Consider the following 17,902-nt stretch of genomic DNA (forward strand, 5'->3'; position numbering starts at 1 on the left):
TTTTTAAGCATTACTGGAACCACCTAGTCTTTTCAGTCGTCTATCGAGAGAGCTAATTTGCCTTTCGCGGAAATCTGGAAGGTGCGAGCCGGAGGTTGATGAACTTAGGCCACTCGATGTCGATGCAGCAGATTGAAGGTTCGTTCCGGACGCCGTGAGTCTGTCGTGATATTCGATGGCCGTCCCCACAAGATCCGCACCTGCCTGAATGGCCTTCAATGCTTTGAGACGCTCTATTTTGGGGAGCTCATTCAGTACGCTCATTGCCTCGCTCCTTACAGTTTCGTTGATATAACTCAGCGTCAACTCCTTGAAATCATTTAACTGTTTCCCGGCCTCGGTCAGATCAGGTAGTTCGATACCGTCCAGGCTTTCCAACTTTCTTTCCAGATGGCGTATAACCCGGCCCTTGATATGGTCGGACAATTTGTGAGCGACATAGCCTCCGATGGCAGCACCCATTGCGGTACCGCTACTAGCGGTGATTTCCATCGGCAGTCCGGGTGCCAACGCATGAGTGAACCCACCGAAAGTGGCCCCAACGATTCCGCCTAGTGTTCCCCCCAACGCCATTAATTTGGTCGTGGCTCTAGAGGCAAGGCTTTCATAGAAACTATTGAGCATCCGCGTACCAATAGAGGCCGGATTAATGGTTGTTCTGTTTCGATCCAGGTCTTCTATTTGTCGCCTGAGTTGCTCGATTCTTTCGGAGTTTTCGCTTCCGCTTGGGCTAGGTAATCCGTCTGGCGATTGATCGCGCTCTACATTGTGGCGCGCGGTGGGAGCACTGCGCCTAGAAGGTGTTGTTCTTCTTGGGTGGCGATTTTCATTGGGACGCCTTGACGCCTCACCGATATCGTCGATAAAAACGACGGGGCTATTCCTCACCATCCGATAAACATTCAACCCATCCACATCCCCCGCCGGATCCGGGTTCAACCACCGACACAACCACGGCGCGTAGTACCGCAACCCATAGTCATACAACCCTGAGCTGTCACGCTCCTTGCCGGAGTAGCGCACGGTCTTGTAATCGGCCTCCACCTCCGAGCGCGCTGCCCACCAGGCAGTGCCGCCGTAGGGGTAGTAGCCTTCGTGGCTGATCAGCTCAGCCTGTTGATCCAGTTCCAGGCTGCTGGAGCCCAGGTGGTCGTCGAGGCTGTAGCGCAGTTGATCGTTGTCGAGGTAGGCGGGTTGACCGCTGACCCAATGCAGGCAGCGCACCGATTGGTGGCCGGCCTGGATGCTGATCACTTGCAGCTGTTCGCGTTCGTCGCGGGTGCGGATTTCCAGTCCCGGCAGATAACGTACTTCGCGCACATGGGTGACACCGGACGCCAGGGTGCGCTGCTGTTTGCGAATGCGCAGGCGCTGATGGTCGTAGACGTACTGTTCGACGTCGTCTTCGGCTTCGGCGCGGCTGACCAGGGTCAGGGATTGCAATTGGTTCTGTCCGTTCCACTGCAGGGTCTGCTGATGCGGGTGCAGACGTTGCAGGTTGCCGTTGCGGTCGAAGCCGTTGGCCAGATCCGGTAGGGTCTGTTCGTCCCACGGCAGGGCGCGGTTGCTTTCATCGGCGACATTGAACGCACGACGATGAGGCTGATGGCCGTCGTGACGCAGCAGGGTCAGATTGCCGCCTTCGTCGTAGTCGTAATGTTCGGTGTAGGGCCGCCAGCGACTGCTGTCGCCGGGGTTGGGCAATAGGTCCGGCAGCTCCGGGCGAATGCTCTGCCCATGGGCTTCTCGGCCTTCGGCGCGGATCAATTGGCTGAGGCTGTCGTAGAAAAGATGGCTGATGCCATCGACCCGTCGGTTGGCAAAAAACTGTGGGGTCAACGTGTGATCGGTCACTATCAGGACGTTACCGACACCGTCATAGGCGTAGCTGAGATCCTGCAACAGGCCGCGGCCAGGACGTGTGGCGCTGAGGTGAGTAAGGTTCCCGTCCGCCGGGTCGAATTCGGCATGGCTGAGCACGCCGTTGCCGGCGGCTTGCGTCTGGATCTGGCCTTCGGCGCTGTAATCGACGCTGTGCAACAGACACTGTTCTTTGCTCGCGCCCTTGGGTTGCAGCCCGACCTGCTGCAACTGGCCGGCTCGGTCAAAACGCCAGCGCTGGCAATGACCGGCAGCGTCGATTTGCTGCCGTTGCTCGCCGCTGGCGGTGTACAGGTGGGCGGTGCTGAAGCCATCGCCCGGTTCCAGCAAGTCGTTGCGGGCCTCGACGGCAATGGGCCAGTCCGGCAAGGTGAGCGCCTTGAGAAAATGCCGGGTCTGCAGCAGCGACGCACCCTGCATGCTGTAGTCATGCAGCAGCAATGTGCCGCCGCTGTCGTCGTGACGGATCAACTGGCCGCATTGGTTATGCGTGGCGACCCCGGCAGCGTTGTTGCCGTAAGTCAGGTATTCAATCGTTTGCCCGGGCTGCCCGGCCATCTGTTCATGGCGGGCGATGGGGCGTCGCTGCGGGTCGTAGTCGACGGTCCCATGAACGCCGCGGCCATCCCAGTGCTCCAGCGATTGCCCATCCGACCCGAACAGGCGTAACTGCCAGCCTGAATCGACACTGTCTTGCAACAGCACTGCATCACCCACACCGTACAGGCGGGTCTGGTTCGGCGCCGCCAGACGCGGATCCTGCTGCGAGACCCAACGACCCTGCGCATCGTGCTGGCGACGGGTGATGCGCGCCGCCGGCTGATCCGACGCCACGCGCCGCAGGTACGCCACCTGCCGGACCGGCAAGCCTCGGCTGTCGATGACGGCCAACGCCGGTGTATGGCGATGCACTTGTGCATTCATGTTTTGGCCTGCCGAGCTTCGTTCCACTCCGCCATGGCCTCTTCATAGGTGTCGTTGGCATCGAAGAAAATCTCGTACCAGCAACGGTACTGCTTTTCCTCACGCAGGGGCTTTTTCGCCAGCAGGGTACGCGTCGGTCGGCCCGCAGCGTCGTAAAACTGCTCGTCGTAATAAGCGTGCTCGCGTAACGAGTGGTCATGAATGCGCCGGGGTTGGTCGGCGAAGTAGGGCCGGTAGATCCGTACTTTCTGGCCTTTGTTGTTGTACTCGAACGGTTCGCTGACCCGCCAGCGTCGTGTCGCTTCGGCCTCCAGCGGGGTGTTGTCGTCCTTGAGTCTGAGCGTTCCATCCTCGGCGACGACCCAGGCTTTGCCAGGTTCGACTTCTTGCTTGGTCTGCAGGACGCGGGCGAATCCGTCCTGATGGATGATGGCGATGCGAATCTGCAACTCCGGGTCGCCGGGATAACGATCAGCCTGCAGAGTGACGACGTGGACCGGCTCACGCTGGGCGGTGTTGAGCTGATGCTGGAGAATCCGTTCGTCCGGGCTGAGATCTTCACGATCCTGCAGGTGTTGCCGGGCGCGATCGCACAGGTGGCCGTCGGGCAGTACAAAACCTGCGCTTTCGGCCCAGGCCAGCCACTCGGCGGTGGGTGGGTCGATCCCGGAAACGCGGCCCATCCAGCTGAACGGATCGGTGAAAATCGCGCTGGCGAAATTGCCGATAGCCTCGCGGGGGAATTCAATGGCCCGGGCCGGGCTGTTGTCGTCGGCCGGCAGGTAGTTGCGCAAGGAGTGAAAGCCGACCTTCTCGCCCAATTCGGTGCCATAGAAACTGGTGACCAGCACTTCGCCGAAGGCGTTGTAGCAGGCTTCCTGGATATTGCGATTGGGATCTTCGATGGCGGCGGGCAGGAACGATCGGTAGTCGGTGTTCAGGGTGCGGGTGATGCAACCGTCCGGTAATTCGACGGCCACCGGCAGACACCAGTAAGGGTCATAGGTGACGGTGGTGTCGCCGTGGCTTTGGGTCTGGCGGAACTGCCGGACGTTATAAAAACCGTCGAGCCCATGGTAGGTGGGGAACCCATGGTGCACGGACCACAGGTAATTTTTGGCATCACCTGGATCGTCGGGTTCCACCTCCTCAACCTCGGGCAGGAACCACTTCATGATGTGGTAGCCCACTTCAGGTGACTCAAGCTTGGCCTTGAGGTTGAAGGGCATGTTGCCCTGTTCGTCCTTGAGCTTGTCATAGGCGCTCAGGGCCGTGGCATCCAGCTCGGCGGTTTCCGTGTAACCGGCCAGCGCTTCGATCGTGGCCTGGCCTGACTCCATCAGTTGCCCGCTGAGGTCGATATAAAACTGCCGGGACAAACCTGTCATGACCGAATGTTTAGCCCAGTCGCCGTCGTCCTTGCTCCATTCGAGCAGGTTTTCATGGCAGATGTCCGCAGGGGACAGCCTGTTTTTATCGAGTACCAGTGCATTGCCGCGTTGGCGATAGGGCAAGCCCAGACGCCGCGCCTGTGTTTCCTTGATATGAATGTACTGCGCCTTGCTCTGGGTGGCGTACCAGCACTGTTGCGCCGGGTCGTGGGCGTCGCTCCACCACTGGTTTTCGTACTGATCGGCAAAGGGCGGTGCATCGTTCTCGGTGGTGCGGCGGGCGTAATACATCGTAAAAGCATGCGTAAGGAAACCGTACTCGTCCCATTCCAGATTGAGGGTGTGCTCGCAGCGTGGGTCGTCGGGCATTTGCGGTTCGTATTGATAGCTGATCGACTCCAGCGCCATGGGTTGCATGACGGTGTAAGGCTGGTATTCGCCCTTGGGACGCAACAGACGGATCAGAAAGCGGTGTTCGGTTACCGCATAAGGCACCACGGGCGTGTCGGCGGCGAACACTTCCGTGCGTAACACCGAGCCGCTCAGCGCGCGGGCCATTTCGCGGGCGGTGCCTTCATCCGGCGGGTCAATCGGTTCGGCTGCCCGGTCGCGGGCGTGATAGCGCTCCAGCCGAGCCGAGCCGAGCGGCACGGCCTGATCGTCGCCGCTGTAGTAGCCGGTTCGCGGCAGATCAACCTGTTTGCCGTTATGGAACCAGGTCTTGGCCAGGATGGGCGGCGTGAAGCCCGAGCGTGCGCGTTCTGCTTCATTGGCCTCGGTGTCGGTCTGCAACAACAGGCCGAAGCCACGGAACTCCCGCTCGAAAGGGTCGTAGTAACCGTCGCGATAGCTGAAGGTCTGGGTCAGTCGATTGCCGGTGATCTCGTCTATTTGCGTCTGGCGCTTGGCCAGGTGCACGGCGAACGGCACGCCGGATTCGACGATCCGGTCTTTATCGATGTCGTGCTGCTCTTTTTCCTCGTCCAGAAACTCCTGGGCCGAACTGCGATAGTCCACGAGGCTGCTGGCGCCCATGTTGTTGCTGGTGCGGTTGAGCAGATACGGCTTGGCCTTGATGAAGTCGTAGCGCCAGTGCCGTGGGGACATGTGCGGCAGGGTCAAAATCAGGCTGGTGCAACCCAGGCCCTGCACGTCGGCGGTGCTGACTTGGCAGAGACGGTCATAACGCACGCCTTCGGGCCAGGGCAGGTCGATGGACTCGCTGGCGAAGCCTTCGCCACTGTGGTTCATGAACACCCGGATGCGCTCGGACTCCAGGTAGATCAGGTCCACCGCGCCCGAACCGTCCAGATCCGCCAGCAGAACTTGGGCGGCGTTGAATTTTTCGTAGGCGAATGTCGGCGTACTGAGCAGGATTTTTTTGCCGAAGCGTCCATGTCCAAGGTTAGGCCAGCATTCCAGCGTGTCATGGCGCAGGCGGATCAAATGCTGTTGGCCGCTGCCCAGTACATCGCCGAAGGCCACGATTTCGGTCTCGGCGTTGCTCTGTAAGGGCAATGCATCGTTTTCGTGGTGATCGACATCTGCACCGTTGTCGAACCCTTTGTCGTCGCCCAGGTTGGGGTATAGGCGCACGCTGTTATGGCCGATCAACACCACATCGCTGCGACCGTCGCCCACCAGATCCGCCAATTGCGCCTGAGGATGGAAGAACTCAGTGGGGAACGCCTTATAGGGCACGTAGGTCGACCAACTGCGATCAGGCTTGAGGGTAAAAAAACCGCTGTAGGCCGGTGCGTGCAGCCCCCATTCCAGCTTGCCGTCACCGTTCAGGTCGCTGAGGGTCTGGCGTATCGGTTGGCTGCTGTCAGCCACCGGAATGTTCGGCAAGACCTGCCAATCATCGTAGACCACCTCATCGCCACCGGCGTCGGCTCGCAATGGTTCGCGGTAGTACCAGGCCTGGTCGGTGCGCAGCAGCACTCCCGGCATGCCCTTGCCGTACAAGTCGACGAACTGATAGTGCTGACCATCATTGAGGCCTGCCATCTGTGGGAATGGCTGCCAGCCCTTTTGCCCGGTTTTGAGTTCAAAAGGCGCGTAGCCGAATTCCATGGGCGGGAGGTTTTGTACCTTGCCGCGGTTGTCATAGGCCTGAAGATGGGCAGCAGTCAAATGGTTGTAACCCAGCGCACTGGCGCGGTGTTGCAGCAGCAGGCGTTGAACCAGCACCGGGTGCTCACCGAGTTCGGCGGGGAAGTGATGAAACATCAACACTTGCCGGCACAACCGACGGGTACCGATTTCGAACCCGTAAGCGTAATTCCAGAACGGATCGCTGCGTTCCAGCCAGTCGCCGTACTGATCGTCCGGTTGCGAGTAGGGAGGGCCGTAGACCGGTTTTTCGCTCAACCCAATGCTGCGCTCGCCATAGTCGAACAGCAGATGAAAATGAAACTGCACACCCTTGTTGCCATCGGCCTGCCAGGCATACAACTGTGGGTCGGCTTCGGCATTGCCATAGAGCACCCGATGCAAATAACGCTGGGCACGATAGTCCCGCAGTTGTGGCGCAACCGGTTCCTCCTCTTCGGCCTTGTACTCATAGACCACGTGCTCACCGCGGGCGTTGAGACTTTCGTCGAGCAACCAGACCCCGATCCGTTCGGGTTTGTGCGGGTTGTTTTCGTCCAAGGCTTCGGCCCGGCGCGAGGCGAGGGTCTTGCCGTACACCTGCACGGTGGCATCGGCGCCGCGGATCACCCAGAAACCGGCCGGGTCATCGTCGCTGTAATAGCGCTGGATCAAATCGAAACCGCCTTCGATTCGGGGCCAGTAGCGAGCCACCTGATACGTCTTCGCCGGTTCACCGATAGTCACTGGGCTGACGATCAGCTCGCCCTGTTCATCGCGCTCGGGCATCCACACATCGCCACCGGGGCCAACCACCAAATCACTGCCGTCATACAACGGCACGCCCTTGGTGGTGCGCAGGGTGATGGCGTGGACGGTCATTTTCCAGCCAATCCCGAACGGGCTGTTGCCCACCTCGCTGCTGTAGCCCAGCGCCAAGGCCGGCACCATGTCGCGGTTGGGGGCTTTGGTGATCGGCAGCGGCAACCCCAGCGACGCCGCGCCGCTGGTGCCGACTGCCCCCCAACCCCTGCCGAGGCTGGCAATGGCACCGCCCCCTTTGGGCAGGGTAGGGGCGGTGATTTCAAGAGGTGCTGACGGCTGGTTCATTGTGAACCTCCGCTGACAGCGGTGTATCTGACATGCAAGATGATGTCGGTAAGCGACTTGATCATCTCCAGTTGCTTGTTGTGGTTGGGAAATTGCAGGTACCACTTCGAAACTGCACCGGTGTACTCGAATGGCAAGTAACGTTCATCCTGGAAGTTGAGCATGAACAGGCCGGCGTCATCGTGCCCGGTGGACAGGGCAATCCGCTGACTGGCGCGCAGGTTGTCCTTGGGGGTGGCGCCGACGACCGAGGACATTTCAACCCGGCTATAGGTCTGCGACAGAATCGCGCAGATGTTCTGGTACGGGCCGAGAAGCCCGGGCAGCGACACGCTGATGCTTTTGATCCGGCGCAGATAGTGTCCAGGATAATCGTCGTCGAACATCGCTTGGGTAAGCTCGAATTCGCAGGAACCGTTTTCCAGATCGAGCTTGATGCCCGTCCAGTCTTTGTTGAGGGTCGAGGTCGGCTCCATGGCCTTGAGCGCTTGAAGAGACACGGTTTTGCTGATTTCCAGATCGCGTTCATCCTGCAACAAATGCTGTGTTTGCAGGCCGAGCAGTCCTTGCTTGAGTGATTCGCCTGCCCCCAGCCCTCGATAGTTGCCATTCCAGGAGGCGCCGGTAAACGCCGGTGGCCGGTGATAGTCGGCTTCCTCGTAGCGCCAGCACGCTTCGGCGTTCTGGCATAACGACAGGGCTGAGGAGTAGGCGTTGAAGTAGAAGCCGGCGAGTTGGCTGATGAGCCAGTCGTAGGTTTGGGATTTGCTGAAGCGGTCGCTGCTGGTGAGGAATTCGTAGGTTTTTTTGGACTGGTTCAGCGTATTTCTGGCGTAAGTCACTTGCAGGGAAGTCGCCTTGTGCTGCGCTGTCCAGACGTCGAGTTGTGCGTCGATTTGCGCCGTTTCGCGGGTGGCTTGATCCATGGCCTGTTTCCATTCCATGTGACGGTTCTGAAAACTGGCAGTCATGAACAGTGACTGACTGCCCTTGTTGGCCGCGTCAGCCAGATTGGAACTCCAGGTTCCTGCCGCTTCCTGCGTGCCTTCAAGTCGCTGGCCGCCACCAAACAACACCCCGGAGATAAACCCCAAACCGACGGCGGTAAACACACCGCCGACATTGGGAGAGGTTTTCATCGCCTCGCCGTATGCCCGGGCAGCCGCTGCGGTGCCAGTGAGCACCTTTGCCATCAATGGAAGACTGGAGGCTGCCAACTCCGTCAGGCTCATGTATTCCTCAACCCGCTTGCTGTAATACTCCAGCCGTCCCTGGACGACGCTTCTGCTTGCCAGCAGCGCCGTCTTATTTGTTTTGTCGATCTCCAATGCCTGGACTTGCACATCGAGCGAACTCTGCGCCAGGGTCCAGGCCTGTTGCTGTTGCATCTCCAGCAGTTGCGTCTGTTCCTTGCGCTCGATCAGCGATTGCAGGGTGCTGCCGAACTGAATCACCTGCTCCACCGCATTGAGGGCGTAGGGGTACATCACGCTGAAGCGATACGGCGGAATATCGGGGTTGAGGAACTGCCCCAAATTTGACCCCGACAAGCCCTGCCCGTAAGCCGCCAGCAGCGCACGCGGATCCAGTGGCGTGGCGAACAGCGGCAGGTGCAGCGGTTTACCGGCCGGGTCGAGGTTATGCCGCAGGTTGTACAAGCGACTTTCGGCGTGATCCCAGCGCATGATCAACTCGGGGTTGAATGGCAGGCGCAGGTGTGGGTTGTCCACCGTCGGCAGGGACGGATCTTCGGCGTACGGGCGCAGGCATACGTAAGGCACGATGTTGGTGTGTGCTCCGCCGAAGGTTGGCAATGGGTGGTCGAGCACCAGCTGTTGGGGGTTCAACAGGTTTTGTTCGAACCGGCGCAGCTCGGGATTGGTGGCGTCGCTCAGGGTTTTCAGGGTGATTGGCTGCCAGGTGTTGACCTGGCTTACATCCGGACGAGGCCCCAGTTGATCCAGCACATGCACATAGTGCAGTTTGGCTTCGGTGAGGCTGTCCGGGGTCAGTTGCATGTAGGCATGATCGGCCCGATTGAGCTTGATATCGGTGCTGAGCAGAAACAGTGCCTTGCGGATATGCACCGGGTGACTCAAGCCGATCTGGTGGGGATCGTTGGGCCACAGCGCGGCATGGCTCGGTTCTGCTGAACCCTGGGTGGCCTTCTCCGGCGCAATCGGCACAACATTCCAGTAAGGCGGGTTGCCCTTCTTACTTTTTTGCCGCATCGGATCGAATGCGTACCCCAACCAGCGCTCGGCCTCATCGAACTGCTGTTCCAGGTTCAGGCGATGGGCGACCAACCATGGCAGGTACAGGAACAGCTCCAGGAAATACAGGTAGTAGGCGCCGGTGAAATCCATGGGCTCCGCCCCCAGATCGGGCGACATCGGCGGCTCCTCGAGCTTCTGTGTTCCCCAACTGAGCAGTTCATCCATGCCGGCTTCGGCCCGATGGATCAGGTTGCGGGCGAAGGTGGTGTTCATGCGGATTGGGGCGCGGTCGATCTTGGTCTCACTGTTCTTCGTTATGTCGTTGTGCTGAATGGACGAACCGTAGAAATCGATGAATTCGGCGGTGCCCAGGGTTGGGCTTTCCAGATGATCGATCCTGGGCGCGGTTTGCGGCGTGACGTCAGGTGTCTCGCGCCAGCCGACCGAGATCATTTTCAAGGCGCTGCCCTGGTAGGCATAACCGAAGCGGCCCTCCTGAAATACAAGTCGGTGGACGAAGACACCGTGGATCAGCGGGATGGACACATGGCCTGTTGGCCACTCAACAGGCCATGTGTCAGGGCGAAGGTTTTCCTGATCGATGGGGATCCGTGTCGACAGAATGTCGTCCTTGTCTATGGAAGGGGCGATACTGCCTTGGTACATCTCAAGCATTTCAGCAGGTGTTTTTGGGACTTCCGTAACGTTTCTTGGATGCAGGATTACGTGCTGAAAGTAGTAGGGGCCATCTATACCGGTGATGTCCATACTGTCGAGTTTGAGCGTCCTCTTGAACGCCAAAATTTTTTTAGGGTACATGGGGCTATGATTTTGCAGTAGCAATGCCAGCACATCCTTGTGCATCCGTTTGTTAACAAGAGCCGTCGTCTCACCTTGGGCCAGTTTTGGCAGCTCAAACTCACTTTTTGCATCTAATTCAACAATCAATCGGTTAAGGGTTCTGGGTTCCGCTTCGGTGAAGTAAAAATCTCGGCCTTGGTTAAAAAAATCAGTACCCGTTGCTTCGATAGTTGAGCCTTCCAGCAGATTCAGCCAATTGGCGGTAGATGAACTGTCGACAACCAAGGTCAGTTTTAGAAGTACAGTCCCCTGTGCCTTCATTGAAATGGAAATGGTGGTTGTGTGTGGAAAACCGTGCTCCAACCGGGAATCAATATAAATGGCCGAGTCTTCCCGCGAGTACCGCACCGAGTCGATTTCGTTGCGGATCCGGTTCTGCCAGCCTTTGTAGTTCCAAGTATTGGCTGTATCACCAGGAGATGAGGGCGTGACAGTGCCGAACTCCTGGCGACCCGTTGGCAACCAATACTGAAACCGGCTTCTCCCTGTCGCTTCATGGGCAAACAGATGGCACACCATCCGCACATGCCCCTCTTCAATGTTGGTAATCGCCTTCTTGGGCGCCTCCACATAACCGACCGCCGGAAACATCGGCGTCTTGTTGAAATTCATATCGATGCGCACGGTTCTTAAAAAGCCGTAGCTGTCATTGCCACCGTTTTCCGAACCAGTGCCGGCGTGGTAGTCCGCATACAACGCCAGAAACAACGATTCCGGTGTGGTCGAGTGATCCCACACTGCAATGGTGTCGGTGCCTTGTTCCAGCAAGTTCGGATCCATCTCGCGAGTTTGCGCGGTGGTGCTGTAGCTCTCGATGTAAACCTGCGGCGTACTCCAGGTGTCGTCGTATTTCTTGTACGCGCCATACAGGCGAAACATCGGATTGGCCTTCGAATTCGGTAGCGCAGGCTGGCCATCCGCCGGTGGTGGCGATGGCGGCATGGCATTTTCATCGGTGGTCGTCACCTCGGCCCAGAACACGAACAGGCGCTTGTTGAACCACACCGGGCGCACTGAATGCTCGATGGCCTTGGTAGAGATCGGCACGTTGGCGCGTTTCCAGTCGCTCCAGGCGTCGGGCAGTGGCTTGTCATATTTAAGGGGGGGATCTTGGGGATCACGCGCCGGCCCTACGACCGGCCGATTGGCCATGTCCAGCGTGCGCCAGTACCAGGTGTTTTCTGCCGGTGACTTGCCAATGAAGTAATACACGTTGTTGGCGAATTTCTCGCCGTCGATGTAGCCGTTGACGCAGCGCACGTTGGCAATTTCCTCGAAGCGCGCCAGGTAGGCCAGTACCGCGGTTTGCACCGTTTCGGGCTGGATGCGGTTCTGGTTGATGTCGTTTTCGAACTGCTCGAAGCTGTCGGTCTTGGTCAGGCGCAGCGTCGGGTCCATGTAGATCGACGGGAAATAATGCAGTTGCTGCACCGCGGCCCATAGCGCGTACTGGTTACTTTCCAGCCGCCAGGTGCGCCGTTGTTCCTCGGAAAGACTGGCCGCGCTCTGTTCCGGCTCCAGGCCCAGCAACACACCGTGGATGTACTGCTGCATGCTGGCAATGGCACAGGCCACCGGGCTGGTAGGCACGTCCTGGCTGACCAGAACGTCCAGCAACAGGTATTCATAGATGTCATTGGCTGTTTCGAGTTGGTGGCTCAGCTCAAGGTCGATCAGGGTCGGGTCGTTGGGCACCGCTTCGTGCAGATACATCGCCAGCAAGGCGTCTCGCCGGGCTTCATTGAGCTGTTTTTCGATGGCAGTGGTCATGATTGCTCCTGGCTCACAGCGAGAGTGGTTTGAGGGCGACTGGCGGCGATGATGGTTTCGCCGGCTTGTTTCCAGTTGGCGAACGGGCTTTGGGCGGTCAGGGCGGTGTTTTGCAACAGGCCATCGCTGGATAAGCCGCTGGCTCGGCTGCCGGCCTGGCAGCGACGGATCCAGTCCACGTGGGCCATGGTCGTGGCGCGCTTGGCTGGCAGGGTGTCGGTCAATACCTGGATTTGCTGCTCGTCCCACTCCAGCAAACGGGCCAGTGCGGCGTTGGCGCTTTCGCTGGCGGTTTGGCGCAGAGTTTTGTTCTTGAGTGCCGACGCCGGCGGATTGGCGAGGTTGAAGTAGCCCAGCAACACGTTCTCTGGCTGGTGTTGCGTGCGACACCAGTGGCCGAAGCGCTCCAGCAAGTACACCTGGGCCAGGGCGGGTGTTGTCGACGCCTCGTTGGCGGGGCCAAGCCAGCTTGGGTTGAGCAGGAACAGGGTCAGGGCATCGTTACTGATTTTCAGGGTCTGGCTGGCCTCGGCGTGGCGCGAGATGTCCACATAGAGCGCAATCAGCGCCGGCGACGGTGCATCCGGGTTTTTCAGGGCTTCGTTCAACAATGCGTTGACCGACGTACCGGCCCATGCAATCACCGCCAGCGAACGCTCTTTGGATAACTTCTGCGTGTCGTGTAACAGGTTGCTGATCAGGCCCACCTGACGTTCGAGCGTGCTGGCCACAAACCGGTGGAGTTTCTCCACGACCTGTTCTTTCAGGCCCGTTGCTTTCAGGTTCAATCGACCGACAACAATGCTCAGCATGGCCGCCAATGTATCCAGCGGATCGTTGGCTTGTTCCAGCGGCAGTGCAACCACTAACCCCTGCGGATCAATCAAGGGCTGTTTGGCCGCTGCGCCTTTTTCGTCCTGCAGCACCTTGAACCAGTCGATCGCCACGCCGGGGTCGGGTTTGTTCGGGTCTGCATTGTCTTCGTGCATGGGCAGGCCGAGGGCGTTCAATTGCTGCGCGGTCACCACAGTGTTCGCACTGTCCCTCTGGAACCTGACCAGACGCGCCAGCAGTTCGACTGGCATTGGCGAGGTGTCAGTATCAAGCCCAAGCAGATGGCGCAGTTGCGGCACGTTTTGCTGGCTATCCTTGAGCCAGTCCACGGCCCAGTCCATCTGCATCAACACGTCCAGAATGTCGGGGGTAAGGTCGGTTTCTGTGTTGCGCGCGGCCAATAGGCCGGTACTCAGGCAAGTGCGATAAGCGTCGCCACCCAGCAAGTGCGCCAGGTTGAGGGTATCGGCGGCTGATAACCCGAATAGCTGGGCGACACGCGCCTGCCGGTAAATCGATGAGAGGGTTTGCAGGTCGCGCTTGAGCGTTTCCAGGTGCTTCAGCGTTTGCCGAACCAGCAGAAACAAGGCGTCTTCGCTTGGTTGCAGGCCCAGGCCGGCACACAGTTGCAGAAGGGTTTTCTGGGACGCGGGATTCGGCTTATCCACGGTGAACGCCGTCTGGTCCAGCACCAACGGTGTATCGAACAGTTGCACGCGGTTGAACACCTGATCGAACAGCGGCAGGTGCTTGCCTGTGGCATAAGGCGACAGGTGATGCAGGAAGGCGGCGAACTGTTCAGCCGCGATGCCGTACTTGTCGTTCAGGTATTGATACACACCCACCGTGCGTAGGGTATTGGTGTTCAGCTCCAACCCCGGGTTGTTTGCACCTTCGGCGCGGATGGCGCTGATGACCAGGGTATCGAGTTGCGCGAAAGGAATGTCGAGCCAGCGTTGCAGGCGAATCATGCGTTGCAGGCGATCGAGGCGATCGGGGGAAGTCTTGGTGATGTGCCAGCTCGTTAGATCACCGACGGTGTGTTGCACCAGATCCATCGCGTTATCGAATTGGTCTTTTTGTATGGATTCGGCGGTGGGGGCATCAAGACTGTCGTAGTTGCCCGAGCCGGTGCCATTGACGTAGCAGGCGCCGTAATGGGAGGCGTGCGGGTAGGGCAGTGCTTTTTCACCATTAGGCGGTGGGATGGGCGTCCCCGATTGTTGATCGCTGGTACTCGGAACATTGGGTGACAGGCGCACAGCATGCGTGCGCCGGGACAACAGCATTTCCACATGTTCAGCGTTCAGGCCGGTGTGCTGCATGAACGTCGGCAATTCCGCGAGCAGCGATGTGTTCGGTGAATGAACCGTCACACCATAGGATTGCTCGAAAAAACCCTGTTGCGCCGCGGTGAATTGATAAGTGCTATCCAGAGTGAGCGTGAAACTTTGTTTGAGTGGCGCCAATGCCGTCCCCGCCGTGTCATGGGGGGCTGTGATCAAGTGGAAGGAGGCACTGTAGCCTTCATTGTCCGATGGCAACACTTCCGTGGCTTTGATCGAAAGACACAATCGGCGAGCAGCAACCACACCATGAAGGTGATTCACTTGCCATAAATCTGTCGCGATCAGGGCATTGGCCGAGTTCAAGTTCAGTGACACGGGAACGTCTGAAGCGTCCGTTTTTGAGAATTTTGTGAGCGCAACGTTGGTACCGACAGAAGTGCTGGTCGTTGCCGTCGCCGATGGATCAACGGAAGTGATAGCGGGTTGTGACGATGGCACCAGATAGGCCGAACGCCACGACTGTAATGGCAGGATGATGCTTGAGTGGGGGCCCTTCCATCCGTTGGTCAGCTCATCGCGCCCCAGATAGAACGTTGTAAACAACGAAGGCGCAATCAACAATTGCTGCTGCTGCGGGCTTAACCCTGACAGCAGGCACTGTGCCTGAGTGCTGTTGTTGTTCTGCCATTGACCGTATTGATTATCTGCTTTGCGAGCGAGGGGCAGCAGGGGACTGATGCGGTAGTTCAGTTCGCCCGGACGCAGCTTTTTATCGGCGAGACCCAGCAGGCATTGCTGATGGTACAGATTGTAGGGGAACGTGAAGGGGTAACGCCGATCGGCCATGACTTCATAGAGCGACTTATCCTTGTCCTCTGTGGTATCCAGATACGCTCGCACGTTTTTGCTCAGCGTATCGATCACGATGCGCAGCATCGATATGGGTGTAAACGTACTGTGCTCATCAATGAGCAGGGTTTTCAGATCGGGACGGCGTTTATCCAGCAGCACTCGCTTGTCCTTCTCCCCCTCTTTTGGTGCGCTCAGCTTTTCGATCTCGCCAATGAAGCGATACAAGTGGCTGGCATAGGCGACCGGTGAATCAACGGCAGCAATCGCACCGACGGAACAGAAGTCGTCCCACTCTTCTTCGAACAGGTTTTGCCACGTCGCGCCGAGGCTGATCAGAGAGCGGATGCCGGTGCGGCCGCTCCACGCTCCTGTCTTGCCGGTCGAGGTCTGGTATTCGCGGAACAACCGGCCGATCTGTACGGCATACGACATCGCGTTGTCATAGGCCTGACCGGCATCGGCATCGCTGTATTGGCCGATCTTGCGGACGAAGACAGCCTTGGGCTCGCGGATGACGTCGAAGACAGAGGTGAAGTTCAGTTGTTGCAAGGCAACCTTGAATGTCACGAGGCCTTTTCGGGGCACGACGTTATCAGGCGCGATCAACGTGGCCAGTGACGTGGGATTTTGTTCGTCCATTCAAGTGAACTCCTGCCTGGAAAGGGAATAAGGCTGCAGGAGTTAAACTAGCGATTGGTGGAGGTGGCGTAACCTGTCATATCTGACAGTTCGGCGGGGTTTTTTAGAATGATTTGATCAGCGCTGGCAGTTTTTAATTGCCAACTGAAAACCTTCTGACATAAAAAAAGCGACCCCGAAGGATCAATGCCAGTCAGTTGTGCGAGCAAACCGATTTTTGTAGGAGCCAGGCTTGCCGGCGAAGGCGTCCTTAAGTGCGCTTTCGCCGGCAAGCCTGGCTCCTACAGGTCCGATTTGTCCTTAACTGACCGGCATTACCCCGAAGGATCGCCCTTTTTACTGCGAAGCAAGCGCTTACTGCACTTCCACCGCCAGGCTTTCACTGATCTTTTGCTGCCAGATGGCAGGACCGGTGATGTGTACCGACTCGCCCTTGCTGTCGACCGCAACAGTCACAGGCATGTCTTTAACGTCGAACTCGTAGATCGCTTCCATGCCCAGTTCGGCGAAAGCCACCACGCGGGATTTCTTGATGGCTTGCGCCACCAGGTAAGCCGCGCCGCCAACAGCCATCAGGTAAACAGCTTTGTGGTCCTTGATCGCTTCGATCGCGGTAGGGCCGCGCTCGGATTTGCCGATCATGCCCAACAGGCCGGTTTGCTCGAGGATCTGACGGGTGAACTTGTCCATCCGCGTCGCGGTGGTCGGACCGGCAGGGCCAACCACTTCTTCGCGCACCGGATCAACCGGGCCGACGTAGTAGATGAAGCGACCTTTCAGATCTACCGGCAGGGTTTCACCCTTGTTCAGCATCTCGACCATGCGCTTGTGCGCTGCGTCGCGACCGGTGAGCATTTTGCCGTTGAGCAGGACGGTTTCGCCCGGCTTCCAGCTCTGCACTTCTTCCGGCGTCAGGGTGTCGAGGTTGACACGACGGGCCGACGGACCGGCTTCCCAGACGATTTCCGGGTAGGCGTCCAGCGGTGGCGCTTCCAGCGAGGCCGGGCCGGAACCGTCGAGCACGAAGTGTGCGTGACGGGTGGCGGCGCAGTTGGGGATCATGCACACCGGCAGGGACGCGGCGTGGGTCGGGTAATCCATGATCTTCACGTCGAGCACGGTGGTCAGACCGCCCAGGCCCTGGGCGCCGATGCCCAGTTGGTTGACCTTCTCGAACAGCTCCAGACGCATCTCTTCGATACGGTTGGATGGGCCACGCTTCTTCAGCTCGTGAATGTCGATGGATTCCATCAACACTTCCTTGGCCATGACGGCGGCTTTCTCGGCGGTGCCGCCGATGCCAATGCCGAGCATGCCGGGTGGGCACCAGCCGGCGCCCATGGTCGGAACGGTCTTCAGCACCCAGTCGACGATCGAGTCGGACGGGTTGAGCATGGCCATTTTCGACTTGTTCTCGGAGCCGCCGCCCTTGGCCGCCACGTCCACTTCCACGGTGTTGCCCGGAACGATGGAGTAGTGGATAACGGCAGGGGTGTTGTCCTTGGTGTTTTTGCGAGCGCCCGCCGGGTCGGCGAGGATCGAGGCACGCAGGACGTTTTCCGGCAGGTTGTAAGCCCGGCGCACGCCTTCGTTGATCATGTCGTCCAGGCCCATGGTGGCGCCATCCCAACGTACGTCCATGCCCACGCGTACGAACACGGTAACGATACCGGTGTCCTGGCAGATCGGGCGGTGGCCGGTGGCGCACATGCGCGAGTTGATCAGGATCTGCGCCATGGAATCGCGGGCTGCCGGCGATTCTTCACGCAGATAGGCCTCGTGCATCGCCTGGATGAAGTCAACGGGGTGGTAGTAGGAAATGAATTGCAGGGCGTCGGCAACGCTCTGAATCAGGTCGTCTTGCTTGATCACGGTCATGAGTCGCGCTCCTCTAAAAGACGGGAACATTCAATAAGGTGCTTGCAGCTTGGGTGCATCGGTCGGTTGCAAGCACCTTTCAAGGCACGCCGGGCATGCTGGCGCGACGCTAAAAAGGCGCGGCAGTATACCGCGCCTCGCAGGCCTGTACACGCACCGGATT

The 17,902-nt window shown here is 58.8% G+C and carries 5 protein-coding genes; all 5 read right to left on the reverse strand.

Going from position 1 to position 17,902, the window contains the following annotated elements:
• Positions 1-3: 3 nt before the first annotated feature.
• The 5 genes from PMI30_RS0129720 to PMI30_RS14485 all read right to left on the reverse strand — a co-directional run bounded on the left by PMI30_RS0129720 (position 4) and on the right by PMI30_RS14485 (position 17,739).
• Positions 4-2,805, reverse strand: coding sequence for an RHS repeat-associated core domain-containing protein (locus PMI30_RS0129720; protein ID WP_008010045.1), 2,802 nt, complete (start codon positions 2,803-2,805; stop codon positions 4-6).
• Positions 2,802-7,400: a SpvB/TcaC N-terminal domain-containing protein gene (locus tag PMI30_RS14500; protein ID WP_008010047.1), complete on the reverse strand. Its 4,599-nt coding sequence runs from the start codon at positions 7,398-7,400 to the stop codon at positions 2,802-2,804. The genes PMI30_RS0129720 and PMI30_RS14500 overlap by 4 nt, the downstream gene beginning before the upstream one ends.
• A complete protein-coding gene (locus PMI30_RS14495) occupies positions 7,397-12,247 on the reverse strand; it encodes a neuraminidase-like domain-containing protein (protein WP_008010049.1) in 4,851 nt (1,616 codons plus the stop codon). The genes PMI30_RS14500 and PMI30_RS14495 overlap by 4 nt, the downstream gene beginning before the upstream one ends.
• Positions 12,244-15,861: a Tc toxin subunit A gene (locus PMI30_RS14490; RefSeq protein WP_008010051.1), complete on the reverse strand. Its 3,618-nt coding sequence runs from the start codon at positions 15,859-15,861 to the stop codon at positions 12,244-12,246. The genes PMI30_RS14495 and PMI30_RS14490 overlap by 4 nt, the downstream gene beginning before the upstream one ends.
• Before the next feature lie 354 nt (positions 15,862-16,215).
• Positions 16,216-17,739: a fumarate hydratase gene (locus tag PMI30_RS14485; RefSeq protein WP_007898341.1), complete on the reverse strand. Its 1,524-nt coding sequence runs from the start codon at positions 17,737-17,739 to the stop codon at positions 16,216-16,218.
• Between the last annotated feature and the right edge of the window lie 163 nt (positions 17,740-17,902).

The organism is Pseudomonas sp. GM50 (assembly GCF_000282375.1).
Taxonomy (GTDB): Bacteria; Pseudomonadota; Gammaproteobacteria; order Pseudomonadales; family Pseudomonadaceae; genus Aquipseudomonas.